A 15678-nucleotide genomic window follows, 5' to 3' on the forward strand; every position below is an offset into this window, starting at 1 on the left:
CGCTCGCCGGGGCGGAGCCTGATGGCATGCAGCTCACCGGCCTCCACGTCCCGCTCGTCACGCCCTTCGCCGCGGACGGCACCGTCGACCTCGCCTCGCTCGAGCGCCTCGCGCACGACACCCTCGCCGACGGCGCCGACGGGCTCCTCGCGCTCGGCACCACCGGCGAACCCGCGACCCTCACGGGCGCCGAGCGCGCCGCGGTGATCGACCGCATCGGCGGGGTCTGCGCCGAGCACCGCGCCGTGTTCACCGTGGGCGCGGGCACCAACGCCACCGACGGGACCGCCGATGTTCTGCGGGGCGTCGATCCGCGCGCCGACTTCGCGCTGGTGGTCGTGCCGTACTACACGCGCCCCTCCGAGGAGGGAGTGGTCGAGCACTACCGCAGGGTCGCCGCGGCGAGCCCGGTTCCCGTCATCGTCTACGACGTGCCGCAGCGCACCGGGCGCACGCTCTCGGTGGACACCCTGCTCGAACTCGCCGCGCTCGACGGCGTGGCCGGGTTCAAGCACGCCGCCGGCGGTGTCACGGAGACGACGGTCCGCCTGCTCGCCGCGATCAACACCGCCACGCCGGGCGCGGTCTCGGTGCTCGCGGGCGACGATCCGTTCGTGGGCGCGGTGCTCGCGCTCGGCGGGCACGGCGCGATCTCGGCGTGCGCGAACGTCGCGGCGGGCGAGTTCGCCGCGCTCCTGGCCGCGTGGCGGGAGCACAGGCTCGAGGAGGCGCGCGTGATCGGCGGGGCCGTGGCGGATCTGGCCGCCGCTCTGTTCGCCGAGCCGAATCCGACGGTGATCAAGGGCGTCCTGGCTGCGCAGGGCCGCATCGCCACCCCCGCGGTGCGCCTGCCCTTGCTCCCCGCCGCCCCGGCCGCCGTCGCCGCCGCCGCGGCGCTGGTGCGGACCGCCATGGCCGCGTGACGAGGTGATCGCCTACGCTGGCGATCACCTCAGATCATTCGGGAAGGTAATTATGTTTGCTGCGAAGCTTCTGCCGTACGCCGCGGTGTTCGCCGTGGGGCTGGTGGCCACGGTCGCACCCGCGCACGCGGCGGCCCCGGTCGGTGGTCCACGGAGCGACACCGCGCAGCACCGGACATGGGTCGACGAAGAAGTCGCCTTCGACAGCGCCGGGGTGACGGTGCACGGGACCTTGCACCGCCCGGAGTCAGGTAAGCCCGTGCCCGCCGCGCTGATCATCGCGGGCAGTGGCCCCACCGATCGTGACGGCAACTCACCGTTGATCCCGGGATCGGTGAACACGCTCCGGTGGGTGGCGAACCGGCTCGCCGCAGCGGGCGTCGCGACGCTCCGGTACGACAAGCTCGGTTCCGGGCGAACCGGCATCGGTCGCTACGCGCAGGACCCGACCGCCCTCGGAGCGGACGTGTTCACCACCCAGGCGCGCGACGCGCTGGCGCGCCTGGCCGCCAGCCCGGCTGTCGATCGGTCGCGGCTCTCCGTCTACGGACACAGCGAAGGAGCACTGTTCGCGCTGCAGCTCGCCGCCACTCCCGGCGAGCACGCCATCGGCTCGGTGGGGCTGCTCGAGCCGCTGAGCCGCCGGTACCTCGATGTCCTGTGGCGTCAGATCACCGAGCTCACCGACCGCGCGGTGAGCGAAGGCACGATGACGCGGGCCGACGGCGATGCGCTGTCGGCGTCACTGTCCGCGGCGATCGATCAGGTGCGCGCGACGGGGACAGTGCCGAGCGATCTGCCCAGGGCGTTGCGCTCGACGCTCAACCCAGGCACCGCGAAGTTCCTCCAGCAGATGGACCGGATCGACCCGCAGGACCTCGCGCGCCGGCTGCCCGCCCACTACCCGGCGCTTCTGACCTGCAGTGATTCGGACGTCCAAGTCAGCTGCAGCGATGTCGCGCATATTGCCGCCGGCCTGAACCATGCCGATCCGACCTTCGTGCGACTGACGGGCGTGTCCCACGTGCTCAAGCAGGACCCGAGTCGGGATCAGGCGAAATACGGTGCGCCGTTGCCCTTCTCCGTTCAGGCAGGGGAGGCGATCACCGCGTTCGCGCGGGCGCGGTGAAGTCAGGAGGCCCGAACACGCACCCCGCGCGCGACAGTGCGCCGCAGGCTCCGGGATCCCGGCGGACTCCGCGCCTAGACTCGGATGCATGACCGTGATCCTGCTCCGCCACGGCCGCTCGACCGCGAACACCTCCGGGGTGCTCGCGGGCCGCAGCGAGGGTGTCGCGCTCGACGACGCCGGCCGCGCCCAGGCCGCCGATCTCGTGGGCCGGCTCGTCGACGTCGACCTGGTGGCCGCCGTGCGCTCCCCGCTGCTGCGCTGCGAGCAGACACTGGCGCCGCTCGCGGCCGCCCACGGACTGGTGCCCGAGGTCGACGAGCGGCTCGTCGAGGTCGATTACGGCACCTGGACCGGCCGCGCGATCTCCGACCTGCTGCAGGAGCCGCTGTGGAAGACCGTCCAGCAGCAGCCGTCGGCCGCGGTCTTCCCCGGCGGGGAGGGGCTGGCGGACGTGCAAGCGCGGGCCGTGACAGCGGTGCGGGAGGCGGACCGCCGGTTCACCGAGCAGTACGGTCCCGGTGCGGTGTGGGTGGCGTGCAGCCACGGCGACGTCATCAAGGCGGTCGTCGCCGACGCGCTCGGCACGCACCTCGATCAGTTCCAGCGCCTGTTCGTCGCACCGGCCTCGGTATCGATCGTGACGTACGGCCCGTCCCGCCCGCTCGTGCAGTGCGTCAACTCGTCCGGTAGCGTCACGCTGCCTAAACGTCCAGCCAAGGAGGCCACGGTGGGAGGCGAGGCATGAGTCGCTCCGTCCATGTTTTCCGCACACCCGATCGGTTCGTCGTGGGCACCGTCGGCCAGCCCGGCGACCGCGCCTTCTACCTGCAGGCCGTGCACGATGCGCGCATCGTCTCAGTGCTGCTGGAGAAGCAGCAGGTCGAGGTCCTGGCCGAGCGCATCTCCGCCCTGCTCGACGAGGTCTCCCGCCGGTTCGGCATGAAGATGCCCCCGGCGGGCACGCCCGTCACCGACCTGCAGCCGCTCACGATGCCCGTCGACGCCGAGTTCAGGGTCGGCACGATGGGCCTGGGCTGGGACTCGGAGGAGCGGGCCGTCGTGATCGAACTGCTGGCGATCACCGAGCAGGAACTCGACGAGTCCGTCGTGCTCGCCGACGACGCCGAGGAGGGCCCGGACGCGGTCCGCGTCTTCCTCACCCCGAAGGCGGCGCGCGAGTTCGCGGACCGCTCCGAGAAGGTGCTCGGCGCCGGCCGCCCCGCGTGCCCGCTGTGCGGCGAACCGCTCGACGCCGACGGGCACATGTGCGTACGCCTCAACGGGTACCGCCGCGGTGCCGCCTTCGGCGCCGAGGGCGAGTAGGTGGACCTCACGGTGGACCTCGAGACCGCCGACCTGACGATCCTCGGTCGGATCACCAGCGCCTCGAACGCCACCCTGCTGTGCGAGCTCGGCGAGACCGGCGAGCGCGCCGTCTACAAGCCGGTCCGCGGCGAGGTGCCGCTGTGGGACTTCCCCGACGGGACACTCGCCGGCCGCGAGGTGGCGTCCTATCGCGTCTCCGAGGCGCTCGGCTGGGGCCTGATCCCCGAGACCGTCCTGCGCGACGGTCCGCTGGGGCCCGGCATGGTGCAGAGATGGGTCGTCGAGCCGGACGGCGACGAGGTGCCCGATCTCGTGGACCTGTTCCCGCTCGACGGGGTGCCCGACGGCTACCTCACGGTCTTCACCGGTTACGTCGAGGACGACGACGCGCCGGACGGCATCGCCGAAGTGGCCCTCGCGCACGCCGATGATCCGCGACTGCGCCGTCTCGCGGTGCTCGACGTGCTCATCAACAACGCGGACCGCAAGGGCGGCCACGTCCTCACCGGACCCGATGGGAACGTCCTCGGCGTCGATCACGGCATCTGCCTGCACAGCGCCCCGAAGCTGCGCACCGTGCTCTGGGGCTGGGCGGGGCGGCCCGTCGGCGACGAACTGCTCGCCGACGTCGAGGCGTTCCGCGCCGCGCCGCCCGACCTGACCGGGCTCATCACCGAGGAGGAGCAGGAGGCGCTCATCGAGCGCGCCGCGATCCTCCTCGAGCTCGGTGCGATGCCGCTGCCGACCCCGAGCCGACCGATTCCCTGGCCGCCGTTCTGACCGGTCAGGGCCGCGCCGGCCACCGTCGGCGACGGTCTGCGGCCCCCTCCTGCCCGGCATGGGCGTCACGCTTGTGCCGGCACACGACGCCGGCGGCCGCGATCTCGTCGGCGTCGAACCCGTGCGGCACCGGGCCGTCCTCGACCAGCGCTCGCACGAGCGCCTCCTGGCGTTCCCGCAGGCTCATGCCCACCTCCTCCTCGCGTCCCTGGTGATCGGCGCGCACCCCGCGGCCACGGCGATCGCATCGAGCTCGTCGAACAGGGCGGCGGCGGGCGGATAGCGCCCGTCGCGTTCCAGCATGAACGGAACGTCCGCGCGGGCCCGTAGTGCCGTGACCAGCTCCAATACGCCCGCGCTCACCGGGTCCGTGTGCGTGTCGTGATAGCGGCCGCCCACCTCCGAACCGCCCGCGACGTGGCCGTAGGCGATCCGGTCAGCGGGGAGCCGGGCCAGTTCGCGCTGCGGGTCGAGGCCGCGGTTGCGCGCGTTCGCGTAGACGTTCGCCACGTCCAGCACGAGCAGTGCCCCCGTGCGGGCGAGCAGTTCGGTGAGGAACTGCGCCTCGGAGAACTCGTCCTCGGGCCAGCACAGGAATGCCGCGATGTTCTCCACGGCGACCGGCACCGGCAGCGACTGCTGCAGCCGAGTGATGTTGCGGACCAGCACGTCGAGCGCCTCCCGCGTGCGCGGCACCGGCAGCAGGTGCCCCGCCTCGATTCCGGAGGCGCGGACGAAGGCGACGTGCTCGCTGACCAGCGGAGCGCCGAAGGCCTCGGCGCACGCGGCGAGACGGTGCACGCGCGCCGGATCCAGCTCATCGACCCCGCCGAGCGAGAGCGCGACTCCGTGCGGAATCAGCGGCACTCCACGCTCGCGCAGATCGCGCTGGAGGGGATCGAGGCGCGCCCGGCCCCGCCGGAGCGGTACGGACTCGGCGATCACCTCGCAGAACCCGGGCCGCAGGTCGGCGATGACGCCTGCGATCTCGCGTCGCCAGCCCAGGCCGAGCGGTCCGAGAGCGGGAACGGTCCGCGGTGCCGTGCTCATCCGCCGCACCCTCCGCAGCCGCCACAACCACCACACCCGCCGCTTCCGCCGCCGCCGTCACCCCCGCACGAGGCGCCGCAACCGCCCCCGTCGGCTCCGGCGTCCGCATTGCCTGCAAGGCCGATGCCGTTCGCGAAGCCCTCGTCGAGCTGCCACAGCGCCGCCGTCCCGAAGACCGCGACGGACAGGCCCGCGGCGGCGATTCCGTAGGTGGTGAAGGCCGGCCTGCGGGCGGGCGCGAGGTAGTCCAGACGCGTGCGCTCCGCCTTCAACAGCCGTTTGCCGGCGCGGGTGCCCCGGGCGACGGTCCACAGGCGCGGAAGGATCACGAAGCAGGACAGCAGTCCGGGCAGGAACAGCCCGAACGCCGAGGACAGCTCGTGACCGCGAACGAACATCATCCGGGACCACCCGACGGCCACTGCGGCCACGCACACGGCGGTCACCGGGGCGGCGCCGAGCCGCATGCGCCACCGGTCGACGTCGTGCCGCAGGTAGCCGCGAGCGGCGAGGCGTTCCTCGAGCCGGTCCAGGTCGGCGTCGAGGGCCGCGATCAGGGCGGCGACCGTGGACTGCTCCGTTCGACCGGTCTCCCGGAGAACCGCGGCGGTGAACGCGTCCGCGTGCGGATCGAGGGGGCGCGCACCGTCGATCCGACCGCTGCCGGTCACCTGCCCACCGGCCCGCAGCAGCGCCAACGCCGCGACGACGGGCGCCTCCCGGGAGCGCAGGCAGGCCAGTTCGGGTGCCGTCAGCGGTGGCTCGGCGACGACGGTGCGTCGCGGCGCCGCCGCGAACCGCCAGATCAGAGCGAGGAGGATGCCCGCGGCGAGGGCCCGGAGGAACCACCGCGCCTCGTCGTGGGCGACGAATTCGTGGAGAAGACGGATGTGATCAGGCATGGCGAACACCTCCCGGTGAGCGGATAGCAGGACGTCCGCGCCCTCGTCGCTGAAGGCGCGTTCGGAGAACGGGATCGGGAAGAGCGGCGGGCTTCAGCGCCGCCGGACGGGCTCGGCGAACACCGGTTCGGGTCCGTGCGCAGAAGGATTGGGGGACATGATGTTCACCTCCGGTGGCGACGTTCTTTCAAGGTTCGGTAAAGCATGGCGACCGAACGCGCCGTTGACCAGCTTCGGGAGGCAAGAGTTTGCTGAGAGTTCTTGTGCCGCAGGGTCGCCCCAGCTCGAGGACGGTTCCCTCGTCCATTCGGCGTGGTGCACGACCGGGATCGCGGCGCGCGCAGGCCCGCCGATGCGGGCCTCCGGCCCGAAATCCACGGCCGGATGAGGCCGCATAGGGTGGGGGCATGCGCTCCTGGCCGACTCCCACCGTCCCCAGCGTGCCCGGACCGTCGGTCCCGCTGCGCCTCTACGACACGTCCGACGCGGTGGTGCGTCCCGTCAACCCCGGCGCCGTGGCGGGCATGTACGTCTGCGGCATCACCCCCTACGACGCCACGCACCTGGGGCACGCCGCCACCTACCTCGCCTTCGACCTGGTCAATCGGGTGCTGCGGGACAACGGGCACGATGTGCACTACGTGCAGAACATCACCGACGTCGACGATCCGCTGTTCGAGCGCGCGGAGCGCGACGGCGTGGACTGGCGCGATCTGGGGGCCCGCGAGATCGAGCTGTTCCGGGAGGACATGGAGGCGCTGCGGGTCATCCCGCCGCGCGACTACATCGGCGCCGTGGAGTCGGTCGACGAGGTCGTCGAGTACGTCGGCAAGCTCCTCGACAACGGCTCGGCGTACGTCGTCGACGACGCGCAGTACCCGGACGTGTACTACCGCGCCGACGCCACCGAGCAGTTCGGATACGAGTCCGGCTACGACCGCGCGACGATGGAGAAGTTCTTCGCCGAACGCGGCGGCGATCCCGACCGCCCGGGCAAGCGCGACGCCATCGACCCGATCCTGTGGCGCGCGGAGCGGCCCGGCGAGCCGTCCTGGCCCTCACCGCAGGGCCCCGGGCGGCCCGGCTGGCACATCGAGTGCGCGGCGATCGCCGCGAACCGGATCGGCGCCAGCATCGACATCCAGGGCGGCGGCAGCGACCTGATCTTCCCGCACCACGAGTACTCGGCCGCCCACGTCGAGGCGGCGACGGGGGAGCGCCGGTTCGCGCGGCACTACGTGCACGCGGCGATGATCGGCCTGGACGGCGAGAAGATGTCCAAGAGCCGCGGCAATCTCGTCTTCGTCTCGAAGCTGCGGCGCTCGGGCGTCGACCCCGCGGCGATCCGCCTCGGCCTGTTCGAGGGGCACTACCGGCAGGATCGGCCGTGGTCCGACGAGGTCCTGCAGCGCGCGCAGGCGCGCCTGGGCCTGTGGCGGCGCGCCTTCCAGGCCTCGTCGGCCCCCGACGGCGACGAGCTGATCGCGCGGGTCCGCCGCTACCTGGCGGACGATCTGGACACGCCGCACGCCCTCGCGGCGATCGACGCCTGGGCCGAGAAGGCCGTCACCGTCGGCGGGCCCGACGCCGGCGCTCCGGCGGCCGTGGCGACCGCGATCGACGCGCTGCTCGGCGTACCTGCCGCGGTCTGAGCGCCCGACACGATATATTGCGCCTGTGAGGACCGTCAGCGAGCTGGCCCCGGATCTGACCGAGGGCGTGTGGACCGTTCAGACCCGCACGTCCACGTACGTGGTGGATCTGGGGGAGATGACCCTGATGCGCGCCCCCGGCATCGGCGGCGAGGCCGAGGGCGAGCAGTGGAGCATCAGCTCGCTGCGCCGCGATTCGGAGGACATCCCCCTGCTCGGTATCAAGAGCTGCCGCGTCGGCGAATCGGCCCAGTTCTGGGTCCGCGCGGCCGACGATCCGGACGTGCGTACCTGGCGCATCACCACGCCGGTCGTCTCCATCGAGCGGATCGGCTAGCGCCGACGGCTCCGTCCTACGGACCCGTGCCGGGATCCCGGCGCCGCAAGTACTTCTCGAACTCCTCCGCGATGGCGTCGGCGTCGATGTGCTGCTCGACGTCCACCGCCTCCGCGTCGCCGCGCTCCTCCAGCCCGCGCACGTAGTCGGAGACGTCCTCGTCGTCCTCGGTCATCTCGTTGACCGACGCCTCCCACGCTTCGGCGCGGGCGGGCAGGTCGCCGAGCGGGACGGCCAGATCCAGGACCTGTTCCACCCGCTGCAGCAACGCGACGGTGGCCTTCGGGTTCGGCGGCTGCGAGACGTAGTGCGGGACGGCGGCCCAGAACGAGACAGCGGGGAATCCCGCGCGCACGCAGGCGTCCTGCAGCACGCCGGTGATCCCCGTCGGGCCCTCGTAGCGGTTCTGCTCGAGCCCGAAGCGCTTCGCCGATTCCGCGTCGTAACCCGCGCCGGTCACCGGCACGGGGCGGGTGTGCGGCGTGTCCGCGAGGAGCGAGCCCAGGATGACGACGCTGTCGATGTGCAGCTCGGCGAAGACGGTCAGGAGCTGATCGCAGAAGGCGCGCCACCGGAAGTTCGGCTCGGTGCCGCGCAGCAGCACCACGTCCCGGTCCGCCTTGGGCGGGCGACACACCGACAACGTGGTCGACGGCCACTCGACGGCGCGGGTCACCCCGTCGATCTGCTTGATGATGGGGCGATTGACCTGGAAATCGTAGAAGTCGTCCGAATCGACCTCGGTGATCAGCGTCGCGTCCCAGGTCAGTTCGAGGTGCTCGACGGCGCCGGACGCCGCGTCACCCGCGTCGTTCCAGCCCTCGAACGCCGCGATGAGCACGGGGCGGTCGAGCTTCGGCAAGGGCGTCACTTCGATCAGGGTACGCGCCGGGTGTGACGAGGCGATTTGCCGTCACCGACTACCCTTGAACCATGACCCGTACGCATCAGCAGCCGCTGCAGTCGAGTTTCCTGGAGGCGGCATCACGCCGTGTACTCATAGGCGACGGTGCGATGGGCACGATGTTGCAGGCAGCGGACCTGACCCTGGACGATTTCCTGGGCCTGGAGGGCTGCAACGAGATCCTCAACGACACCCGTCCGGACGTGCTGGAGGGGATTCACCGCGCCTACTTCGCCGCGGGCGCGGACGCCGTGGAGACCAACACGTTCGGCTGCAACCTGTCGAACCTCGGCGATTACGACATCGCCGATCGGATCCGCGAGCTGTCCGAGAAGGGCACCGCGATCGCCCGGCGGGTGGCCGACGAGTTCGCCGCGGACGGCACGCCCCGCTTCGTCCTGGCCTCCATGGGCCCCGGCACCAAGCTGCCGACGCTGGGCCACACGTCGTTCGCGGTGATCCGCGACGCCTACGCCGAGGCCGCGCGCGGCATGATCGACGGTGGCGCGGACGCCTTCCTCATCGAGACCTGCCAGGACATCCTGCAGTCGAAGGCCGCCGTCCTGGGCTGCCAGGTGGCGATGGCGGAGCTGGAGAAGCGGATCCCGATCATCGTGCACGTCACGGTCGAGACCACCGGCACCATGCTGCTCGGCTCGGAGATCGGCGCGGCGCTCACGGCGCTGGAGCCGCTGGGCATCGACATGATCGGCCTGAACTGCGCCACCGGCCCGGCGGAGATGAGCGAGCACCTGCGCCACCTGTCGCGGCACTCGACCATCCCCGTGTCGGTGATGCCGAACGCGGGCCTGCCCGTCCTGGGCAAGAACGGCGCGGAGTACCCGCTCACCCCGGAGGAGCTGGCGGAGGCACTGTCCGGCTTCGTCGGCGAGTTCGGCCTGAGCTTCGTCGGCGGCTGCTGCGGCACCACCCCCGAGCACATCCGGCAGGTCGCCGAGGCGGTCCGGACCGTCGAGAAGGCGCAGCGCGTCCCGGAGACCGAGAGCTCGGTCAGCTCGCTGTACACCTCGGTGCCGTTCGCGCAGGACTCGTCGATCCTGATGATCGCCGAGCGCACGAACTCGAACGGCTCCAAGGCCTTCCGCGACGCGATGCTCGCCGGCGACCACGACAAGTGCGTCGACATCGCCAAGGATCAGGTGCGCGACGGCGCGCACATGCTCGACCTGAACGTCGACTACGTGGGCCGCGACGGCGCCGCGGACATGGCGGCTCTGGCGTCCCGGTTCGCCACCGCGTCCACGCTGCCGGTCATGATCGACTCCACCGAGCCCGCGGTCATCCAGGCCGGCCTGGAGCACCTCGGCGGGCGCTGCGCGGTGAACTCGGTGAACTACGAGGACGGCGACGGCCCGGAGTCGCGGTTCACCAAGATCATGGAGCAGGTCGTCGCGCACGGCGCCGCGGTCGTGGCACTGACCATCGACGAGGAGGGCCAGGCCCGCACCGCCGAGTGGAAGGTGCGGATCGCCGAGCGGCTCATCGCCGACCTCACCGAGAACTGGGGCCTGAGCCTCGACGACGTCATCATCGACCCGCTGGTGTTCCCGATCTCCACCGGCCAGGAGGAGGTCCGGCGCGACGCGCTGGAGACCATCGAGGCCGTGCGGATCCTGCACGCGAAGTACCCGGACCTCCACTTCACCGTCGGCCTGTCGAACGTGAGCTTCGGCCTCAACCCGGCCGCCCGACAGGTGCTCAACTCGGTGTTCCTCCACGAGCTGACCGAGGCGGGCCTCGACTCGGCGATCCTGCACGCCTCGAAGATCCTGCCGATGAGCAGGATCGAGGACGTCCAGCGCGAGACCGCGCTCGACCTGGTCTACGACCGCCGCGGCCTCGACGGCCTGCAGTCGCAGGGGGACCCGGACTACAACCCGCTGTCGAAGCTCATGGAGCTGTTCGAGGGCGTCTCCGCCGCCGGCGCCCGCGAGTCCCGCGCGCAGGAGCTCGCGAAGCTGCCGCTGTTCGAGCGGCTCGAGCGGCGCATCGTCGACGGCGAGCGGGAGGGCCTGGACGCCGACCTGGACGCTGCGCTGCAGGAGAAGCCGGCGCTGGCGATCATCAACGAGACGCTGCTCTCGGGCATGAAGACGGTCGGCGAGCTGTTCGGCTCCGGCCAGATGCAGCTGCCCTTCGTGCTGCAGTCCGCCGAGGTGATGAAGGCCGCCGTCGCGTACCTCGAGCCGCACATGGAGAAGTCCGACGACGATGCCGGCAAGGGCCGGATCGTGCTCGCCACCGTCAAGGGCGACGTGCACGACATCGGCAAGAACCTGGTCGACATCATCCTCTCCAACAACGGCTACGAAGTGGTCAACATCGGCATCAAGCAGCCGATCGCCGCCATCGTCGAGGCCGCGGAGGACAAGCACGCCGACGTGATCGGCATGTCCGGGCTGCTGGTGAAGTCCACCGTGGTGATGAAGGAGAACCTCGAGGAGCTCAACACCCGCGGCCTGGGGGAGAAGTACCCGGTGCTGCTGGGCGGCGCGGCCCTGACCCGCGCCTACGTCGAGAACGACCTCGCCGAGGTCTACGCGGGCGAGGTCAGTTACGCGCGCGACGCCTTCGAGGGGCTGCGCCTCATGGACGACATCATGGCGCTCAAGCGCGGCGAGGGGCCCGATCCCGACAGCCCGGAGGCCCTCGCGGCCGCGGAGAAGGCCCGCGAGCGCAAGGAGCGCCACGCCCGCAGCCGGCGCATCGCCGAGAAGCGCAAGGCAGAGGCCGCGCCCGTCGTGGTGCCGGACCGTTCCGACGTCGCGCTGGACTTCGAGGTCGCCACCCCGCCGTTCTGGGGCACCCGCGTGGTCAAGGGCATCGCGATCAGCGAGTACGCCTCGCTGCTTGACGAGCGCGCGCTGTTCTTCGGCCAGTGGGGCCTGCGCGGCGCTCGTAAGGGCGAGGGACCGTCGTACGAGGAGCTGGTGGAGACCGAGGGCCGGCCCCGGCTGCGGTACTGGCTCGACAAGCTCAAGGCGGAGCAGATCCTCGACCATGCCGCCGTGGTCTACGGCTACTTCCCGGCGGTGAGCCACGGCAACGTGATCGACGTGCTGGAGTCGCCGGAACCCGATGCGCCCGTGCGGTACTCGTTCGAGTTCCCGCGGCAGCAGCGCGGCCGTTTCCTCGCGATCTCGGACTTCATCCGCGACCGCGAGACCGCGAAGGCCCGTGGTGAGGTCGACGTGCTGCCGTTCCAGCTGGTCACGATGGGGCAGCCGATCGCCGACGCGGCGAACGAGCTGTTCGCCGCGAACAGCTACCGCGACTACCTGGAGTTGCACGGCATCGGCGTGCAGCTCACCGAGGCGCTCGCGGAGCGCTGGCACCAGCGGGTGCGGCAGGAGCTGATCCTGCCCGGCGGCCGCAAGGTCGCGGACACGGACCCCACGGCGGTCACCGACTTCTTCGACCTCAAGTACCTGGGCGCGCGCTACAGCTTCGGCTACGGCGCCTGCCCGGACCTCGAGGACCGCGCGAAGATGGTCGACCTGCTCCAGCCCGAGCGGATCGGCGTGGAGCTGTCGGAGGAGCTGCAGCTGCACCCCGAGCAGTCCACCGACGCCTTCGTCCTCACCCACCCCGAGGCGAAGTACTTCAACACCTAGGCCGGCCCGGATGGACGACTACCGCCTGCACCTGCAGGCCGGCGAGCCCGGTGAGGAGGGCGCCTGGTTCTGGCGTCTCGACGATGCCGCCGGCCTGCAGATCGCGGCGTCCTGGGCCGCGTCGCTGGCGGACGCTCTCGACGCCGTGAAACGGGTGTCCGCGGACCTCGGCCTCGACGGGACGACGTAGGTGGATAGCGAGGCGGTCAACGCCGCGGCGACCAGGTTCGAAAAGTTCCGGCGCAGTCGCATCGACCTCGTCAACGACGAGAATCCACTCACTCCTGCGGAATCCGAGGGGGTACCCGCCTGGTGGCGCGAACTCGGAAGCAACGGGAGGCGGAATGCGGCTCGAGTCGCCGCCGAATGGGCGAAGGTCTTTCCAACGGCGTTCGAGCGGTTACGCGACGAGGTCGCCGTAGCGTGTGAGGTGTACCCCGCGCGCCTGGAATCGCCGAAGCGATCCGGGGTCTGTCTGCTGTACGTGTTCGATCCCGTCGTGGAGGATCGCCCTTTGATCGCGCTCGGCTTCCCACCGGCGTCGAGCATCACGGGTATCGCTGCAACGCTCCCACCCGAACTGCACCAGTTCTACCTCGCGATGCACGACGGTTTCGACGCCAATGTCGCTGCCGGAGCAAAGTGTGTGCCGGGGTCGGGGGATCTGACCAACGCCCAAGAAGTAGCCGGGATGTACGACGAGACGCGCGAATACCTTGCGGTGCCCGTGCCGTACGAGCCACACGTGGCAGATCTCATTGCAATCTGGACTGACGACACTAGCGGCCTGCACGCATTCATCGACTCCACTCGGGCCGAGGGGAACTGCTGGCGTTCAGCGGGAGGCATCCTGGACTCCGTTGACGATGCCGCGTACCCCCGGAGTACCGCTCTCGACGAGATCGAGCAGGGAATCCTCCCCGAGATCGGTTGGTGGGACCGGCATGGTTGATGCAACGGCTCAGATGAGAGCAGAGAGATCCACGACGAGGGGAGGGCACCGTCGATCGCGATGCGGTCGGTCACCGTCGGACCCTCGTACGCACCGTCGACCAGCGTGAGCACCTCCGCCGACGGGCCGTCGAGGTCGATAATCCAGTAGTGCCGGATCCAGGCAGCGGTGTCCTGGGCGCGCTTGACGACGCCGTCACGTCGCCGGGAACCGAGCGACTGGGTTTCTACGGCCACGACCACATCGTCGCCTGCCAGCGGATCGGGTGCGTCGGCCCGGATCACCACGACGTCGGGCCGGCGTGCCCTCGCCGGGCGTCGGACCGTTCCTACAGCTTCGTGATCCGGCTGGTGGGCACCTGCGGCTCCGGGGTGGCCTGCAGGTACGTCTCCAGCGCGTCGAGGTCGATGCCGCCGACGGTGAGGTCGGTCGACTGGGTGAAGACGCTGAAGCCGTCGCCGCCCGCCGCGAGGAAGTTGTTCGTGGTCACCCGGTACTTCGCGACGGGGTTGAGCGGCTGGTCGCCGATCTTCACGCTCTCGCGCACCACCTTCCGGTTCGGCGCGCCGTTCGGGTCGTAGCTGTAGCCGATGCCCGACGGTGCCAGGATCGTGGTCTTGGCGGGGTTCTGCCACTGCTGCTCGAGCAGGTCGATGATCTGCTGGCCGGTGAGGGAGACGGTGACCACCTGGTTGCCGAAGGGCTGCACCGTGTACGCGGCGCCGTAGGTGACGTCGCCGCCCTTGAGGTCGGCGCGGACGCCGCCCGGGTTCATGAGCGCGATCTGGCCGGCGGCCTCGTTCGGCGGCCGGGTGGTGAAGAGCATCGCGTCGGCGATCACGTCGCCGAGCGGGGAGTCGCCACCGGGGAAGGCCTCGCGCTTCAGGTCGGTCGGGATCTTCCCGATCACCCGGTCGGCGCGCGGCTTCGCCTCCTTCTCGTAGAACTCGACGAGCCGCTGCGTCGCGGCGTCGGCGGGCAGATCCCGGCTCACCACGCGGTTCACGGCCGTGGCCTTGGCCGCGGGACCGCTGAAGTCGAGCGTGATGTCGGTGATGAGGCGGCCGTAGGAGGCGGCCTGGGTGACGGTGCGGCCGTCGATGGTGCAGTTGTACGCCTGGTGCGAGTGCGCCGTGACCAGGGAGGTCACCGCGGGGTCGATCCGCTTGGCCAGGTCGGGCACCGGCGCGGAGACGTCGTGGCAGGAGTTCGGGTCCTGCTCACCGGAGCCCTTCTGCGCGCCGCCGTCGTGCATGGTCGCGACGATCGCCTGCGCGCCCGCGGCCTTGATCTCGGGGACGTACTTGTTGATCGCGTCCGCCTCGTCCCCGAAGCCGTAGCCGCGCACGCCCTCCGGGGCGACGATGGTCGCGGTCTCCGGCGTGACCGTGCCGATGACGGCGATCTTCTTCCCGCCGGCCTCGAACATCTTCCAGGGGACGGTGCCGGGCGGGAGCTGGCCCTGCTCGTTGGTCACGTTCGCGGCGAGGTACTGGTACGCGGCGCCGGTGAAGGGCTCGCCGGGCTCGCAGCCCTGCGGCGCACAGCCGCCCTTCTGCAGCCGCGCGAGTTCGATGGTGCCGTGGTCGAACTCGTGGTTGCCGACCGAGGAGGCCTGCAGGCCCACGGAATTGAGGAACTTGATCGTCGGCTCGTCGCGGAACAGTGCGGAGACCAGCGGGCTGGCGCTGACCAGGTCGCCCGCCGCGACGGTGAGGTTGTTCGGGTACTGCTTCTTCAGTCGCTGCAGGGCCGTCGCGAAGTACGCGGCGCCGCCCGCCTCCTTGCCGCCGATCTTCCCCGTCGACCCCGTGGGCGGCTGCAGGTTGCCGTGGAAGTCGTTGAACGCCAGCAGGTGCACCTGGTCCGGATTCGCGGCGGGCAGGTCCTCGAACCCGGGCACGGTGAAGCTCGCCTTCGCCGTCGACGATCCGGCGGCGGACGACGACGGCGCCGCGTCGTTTCCGGAGGCGCCGCAGCCCGCGAGGAGCGCGGCGGTCGCGGTGAGGGCCAGGGCGGTGTGCAGGCTGCGAGTGCGCATGTCAGGGATTCGAACACAGGGAGCCATCGTTCGGGTGACGAATG

The 15678-nt window shown here is 71.0% G+C and carries 15 protein-coding genes and 1 pseudogene; 10 read left to right on the forward strand and 6 right to left on the reverse strand.

Annotation, left to right across the window (positions count from 1 at the left end):
• The first annotated feature begins 26 nt into the window (after positions 1-26).
• The 5 genes from dapA to BLQ62_RS11905 all read left to right on the forward strand — a co-directional run bounded on the left by dapA (position 27) and on the right by BLQ62_RS11905 (position 4161).
• Positions 27-923 (forward strand): 4-hydroxy-tetrahydrodipicolinate synthase, encoded by an 897-nt coding sequence (gene dapA / locus BLQ62_RS11885; protein ID WP_068565292.1) that lies wholly within the window; start codon positions 27-29, stop codon positions 921-923.
• Between the two features lie 4 nt (positions 924-927).
• Entirely contained in the window at positions 928-2052 is a 1125-nt protein-coding gene (locus BLQ62_RS11890) for an alpha/beta hydrolase (RefSeq protein WP_139184191.1), read from the forward strand.
• A gap of 88 nt (positions 2053-2140) precedes the next feature.
• Positions 2141-2800, forward strand: coding sequence for a histidine phosphatase family protein (locus BLQ62_RS11895; protein WP_068534491.1), 660 nt, complete (start codon positions 2141-2143; stop codon positions 2798-2800).
• On the forward strand, positions 2797-3378 hold the full coding sequence (locus tag BLQ62_RS11900; protein ID WP_068534488.1) for a DUF3090 domain-containing protein: 582 nt from the start codon (positions 2797-2799) through the stop codon (positions 3376-3378). Before BLQ62_RS11895 ends, BLQ62_RS11900 begins: the two co-directional genes overlap by 4 nt.
• Positions 3379-4161 carry an SCO1664 family protein gene (locus BLQ62_RS11905; protein ID WP_231857585.1) on the forward strand — a complete coding sequence of 261 codons (783 nt, stop codon included), beginning with the start codon at positions 3379-3381 and terminating at the stop codon, positions 4159-4161.
• A gap of 4 nt (positions 4162-4165) precedes the next feature.
• Here BLQ62_RS11905 and BLQ62_RS11910 read toward each other — a convergent pair whose 3' ends face one another.
• The 3 genes from BLQ62_RS11910 to BLQ62_RS11920 are packed head-to-tail and all read right to left on the reverse strand — an operon-like array spanning position 4166 to position 6113.
• Positions 4166-4348 carry an SCO6045 C-terminal-like domain-containing protein gene (locus BLQ62_RS11910; protein ID WP_068566181.1) on the reverse strand — a complete coding sequence of 61 codons (183 nt, stop codon included), beginning with the start codon at positions 4346-4348 and terminating at the stop codon, positions 4166-4168.
• Positions 4345-5211 carry an MbnB/TglH/ChrH family RiPP precursor modification enzyme gene (locus tag BLQ62_RS11915; RefSeq protein WP_068566178.1) on the reverse strand — a complete coding sequence of 289 codons (867 nt, stop codon included), beginning with the start codon at positions 5209-5211 and terminating at the stop codon, positions 4345-4347. The genes BLQ62_RS11910 and BLQ62_RS11915 overlap by 4 nt, the downstream gene beginning before the upstream one ends.
• Positions 5208-6113: a TIGR04222 domain-containing membrane protein gene (locus BLQ62_RS11920; RefSeq protein WP_139184192.1), complete on the reverse strand. Its 906-nt coding sequence runs from the start codon at positions 6111-6113 to the stop codon at positions 5208-5210. The genes BLQ62_RS11915 and BLQ62_RS11920 overlap by 4 nt, the downstream gene beginning before the upstream one ends.
• Before the next feature lie 407 nt (positions 6114-6520).
• Between BLQ62_RS11920 and mshC the strand changes: the two genes are divergently transcribed.
• The gene (gene mshC / locus BLQ62_RS11925) at positions 6521-7765 is read left to right on the forward strand and encodes a cysteine--1-D-myo-inosityl 2-amino-2-deoxy-alpha-D-glucopyranoside ligase (protein ID WP_068565284.1); all 1245 of its coding nucleotides are present in this window, start codon (positions 6521-6523) and stop codon (positions 7763-7765) included.
• Positions 7766-7790: 25 nt separating this feature from the next.
• The gene (locus tag BLQ62_RS11930) at positions 7791-8102 is read left to right on the forward strand and encodes a hypothetical protein (protein ID WP_068534482.1); all 312 of its coding nucleotides are present in this window, start codon (positions 7791-7793) and stop codon (positions 8100-8102) included.
• A gap of 16 nt (positions 8103-8118) precedes the next feature.
• On the opposite strand, the gene BLQ62_RS11935 is transcribed toward BLQ62_RS11930, so the two are convergent.
• Positions 8119-8982 (reverse strand): PAC2 family protein, encoded by an 864-nt coding sequence (locus BLQ62_RS11935; protein ID WP_231857621.1) that lies wholly within the window; start codon positions 8980-8982, stop codon positions 8119-8121.
• Positions 8983-9035: 53 nt separating this feature from the next.
• Between BLQ62_RS11935 and metH the strand changes: the two genes are divergently transcribed.
• The 3 genes from metH to BLQ62_RS24155 are packed head-to-tail and all read left to right on the forward strand — an operon-like array spanning position 9036 to position 13593.
• Complete coding sequence (gene metH, locus BLQ62_RS11940; protein WP_068565278.1) at positions 9036-12641, forward strand: methionine synthase; 3606 nt, start codon at positions 9036-9038, stop codon at positions 12639-12641.
• A 10-nt stretch (positions 12642-12651) separates the two neighbouring features.
• Positions 12652-12831 (forward strand): hypothetical protein, encoded by a 180-nt coding sequence (locus BLQ62_RS11945; RefSeq protein WP_068565276.1) that lies wholly within the window; start codon positions 12652-12654, stop codon positions 12829-12831.
• Complete coding sequence (locus BLQ62_RS24155) at positions 12832-13593, forward strand: hypothetical protein (protein WP_068565274.1); 762 nt, start codon at positions 12832-12834, stop codon at positions 13591-13593.
• A gap of 50 nt (positions 13594-13643) precedes the next feature.
• On the opposite strand, the pseudogene BLQ62_RS24485 reads toward BLQ62_RS24155, so the two are convergent.
• Both BLQ62_RS24485 and BLQ62_RS11955 read right to left on the reverse strand, forming a co-directional pair.
• Positions 13644-13898 (reverse strand): annotated as a pseudogene (locus BLQ62_RS24485) (Uma2 family endonuclease); the annotation flags it as partial.
• A 23-nt stretch (positions 13899-13921) separates the two neighbouring features.
• On the reverse strand, positions 13922-15634 hold the full coding sequence (locus BLQ62_RS11955) for a bifunctional metallophosphatase/5'-nucleotidase (RefSeq protein ID WP_068565272.1): 1713 nt from the start codon (positions 15632-15634) through the stop codon (positions 13922-13924).
• Between the last annotated feature and the right edge of the window lie 44 nt (positions 15635-15678).

This window comes from Tsukamurella pulmonis, from assembly GCF_900103175.1.
GTDB lineage: Bacteria > Actinomycetota > Actinomycetes > Mycobacteriales > Mycobacteriaceae > Tsukamurella > Tsukamurella pulmonis.